Below are 2514 nucleotides of genomic sequence, written 5' to 3'. Positions count from 1 at the left end.
GATTCCTCGCCATCCACCTACGGGTGCGCGGCAGGAATTCCTTCCGCGCACCGCAAGAACAAACAGGTCAGTGGTTTCTCTCGCAGACAGCGTCTGCACACTGGCGAGGACGGTAGTCCCTGCTGCCCCGACCCCTCTGGACAGCGCCTATACGCCAAGCTGCCTCTTTCCGGGGGCCCTTGGGTGTGCGAGAAAGAGCGTGTTGAGGTCTACCCGGTATCAGGAGATCCGCATGTCCACTACCTTCCCAGTGAGTCATGAATTCACTGGTGTCGCCGTCCGCGAAACACGCGACCGCATCTTGGCGCGGGTCGAGCGACGCATTCATGAATTCCTCGCCGAGGAGCGCCGTTCCTGGGCGGCGCTCAACGCGGATTCGGCCGAACTGATCGACTGTGTGAGCCGCATGGTGGGCAGCGGGGGCAAGCGCCTGCGGCCCGCGTTCTGCGTGGCCGGCTACCTCGCCGGCGGCGGGGATCCGGAGGCGCAGGTCGTCGTCGACGTCGCGGCGGCCCTGGAGCTGCTGCACACCTTCGCGCTGCTCCACGACGACGTCATGGACGACTCGGGGCTGCGCCGCAACGAGCCGACCGCGCACGTCGTGCACTCGACGCTGCACACGGAGCGCGACTGGCGCGGCGAGCCGCGCCGGTACGGCGAGAGCGTGGCCGTCCTCGCCGGCGATCTCGCCCTGGTGTACGCGGAGCGGCTGCTCGCCGACTGCCCGCCGCACGCCCGGCGCATCTGGGGCGAGGTGTGCACGGAGCTGATGATCGGTCAGTTCCTGGACGTACGGGCCGCGGCCCGGTTCGTGCCCGATCCCGAACTGTCCAGCTGGATCGCGCTGTTCAAGTCCGGCCGCTACACGGTCTACCGGCCGCTGGCGATGGGCGCCGAACTCGCCGGCGCGCAGGGGCTGCGTCCCGCCTTCGAGACGTACGGCCTCGCCCTCGGTGAGGCGTTCCAGCTGCGGGACGACCTGCTGGACGCGTTCGGCAGTTCGGACGTGACCGGCAAGCCCGCCCAGCTGGACTTCAAGCAGCACAAGATGACGCTGCTGATGTCGATCGCCCTGCGCCACGAGCCCGAGGTCAGGGAGCTGGTGGCGGACGATCTCGCGGGCGCGGACCCGGAGCGGCTGCACGAGGTGCTCATCCGGACCGGGGTGCGCGACCGGGTGGAGCGGGTCATCGCGGAGCGCATCGAGACCGCGCGGGCCGCGGTCGGCGGTGCGCTGGACGCGGACTGGGCCGACGAGCTGCACGCCATGGCGAGGCAGGCCGCCTACCGTGACAAGTGACCTGACCGCCCCGGCCCCCGCCGTCGCCGGGCCGGTGGTCGCGGGCGGCCCGGCGCGGGCCGCGTCGGGGCGGCTCGCCTCCGAACGGGTCGTCGTGGACTGGGAGTTCGCCCCGGTTCCGGGCTCCCCCGCGTCCTTCTGGGACACGGTCGACCCGGTCGCGGGGCTCGACGTGTTCGCCCGGGCCCTGTCGCGCGGCCCCGACGCCCCGCCCGCCGGTCCGGCGGTCCGTCTGCGGGTCCGGACGGCGGAGGCGTACCGCCCGCCGGCCGGCGAGCCCCCGCCGGCGCCGGGCGGGCCGTGGGCCTCGTACGGCGAGAGCGGGGAGGTCCGGCGCATCCACTGGCCGGCCCGGGAGGCGTCGGGCACGGCCGGGCTGCTGACGGCGTCGCCCGACGCGCCCGGCGCCGACGGCCTGCCCCGCACGCTCGTCGAGGTGTCGGCGAGCCACGAGGGCTTCCGCCGCAAGCTGTCGCGCACGGCGCTGATCGCCCCGCTCGTGCTGAGCGGCGGGATGGCCCTGATCCACGGCGTGGCCGTCGCCCGCGACGACGGGTTCACCGTGCTGCTCGCCGGGGCCTCCGGCTCCGGCAAGAGCACCCTGGGCCTCGCGGCCTTCGCCCACGGCTGGCGGGTGGTCGCGGAGGATCTGGTCTTCGTCACCGCGGACCGGGCCGTCGTCCCGCTGTTCCTGAGCGGCGCGTGGGAGTGCCGGGCGCACCCCGACGACCGGGCGCTCATCGAGCGGGTCACGGGGACGCCGGTGACCGGGCACGCCTCGGGGCTGCCCGCGGACCACCGGGGCCGGGAGTACCTGTTCCCGTCGCGTCCGGGGGCCGGCCCGGCGCCGGACCGGCCGCTCCCGGTGGACCTGGTGGTCTTCGTGGACCGGGACGGCGACGCCCCGGCGTCCCCCGGCGCCCGCGCCGGCCAGGTGCTCGGCGCCGGTCCCGGCAGCACGCTGGGCGCGGTGGCGAAGCTGCTGCGGCTCGACTTCGCGCCGGTGGTGCGGGAGACGGAGCGGACGCTCCGCGGCGTCGTCGAGGGGCTGCCGTCGCGGCGGTTCGCGGCGACCGGGCGGATCGCCGACGACGTGCCGGCGTTCCTCGCCGCCCTCGACCGCTGGGCGTCCTGACGTCCGTGGCGTGCGGAAGCCTCGCGCGGAAAGCCTCGAAGGGCCGGCCCGATCGGGCCGGCCCTTCGAGGCTCGTTCA

The 2514-nt window shown here is 74.4% G+C and carries 2 protein-coding genes; both read left to right on the top strand.

The window, feature by feature from the left end; genetic code table 11:
• The first annotated feature begins 301 nt into the window (after nt 1-301).
• Nucleotides 302-1300 (top strand): polyprenyl synthetase family protein, encoded by a 999-nt coding sequence (locus tag ACNJ93_RS25920; RefSeq protein WP_418959852.1) that lies wholly within the window; start codon nt 302-304, stop codon nt 1298-1300.
• Nucleotides 1290-2435 (top strand): hypothetical protein, encoded by a 1146-nt coding sequence (locus ACNJ93_RS25915; protein WP_418959851.1) that lies wholly within the window; start codon nt 1290-1292, stop codon nt 2433-2435. Before ACNJ93_RS25920 ends, ACNJ93_RS25915 begins: the two co-directional genes overlap by 11 nt.
• Nucleotides 2436-2514: the final 79 nt, after the last annotated feature.

This window comes from Streptomyces tritici (assembly GCF_048500665.1).
Lineage (GTDB): Bacteria > Actinomycetota > Actinomycetes > Streptomycetales > Streptomycetaceae > Streptomyces > Streptomyces tritici.
This window is presented reverse-complemented; position numbering and strand designations above follow the sequence as displayed.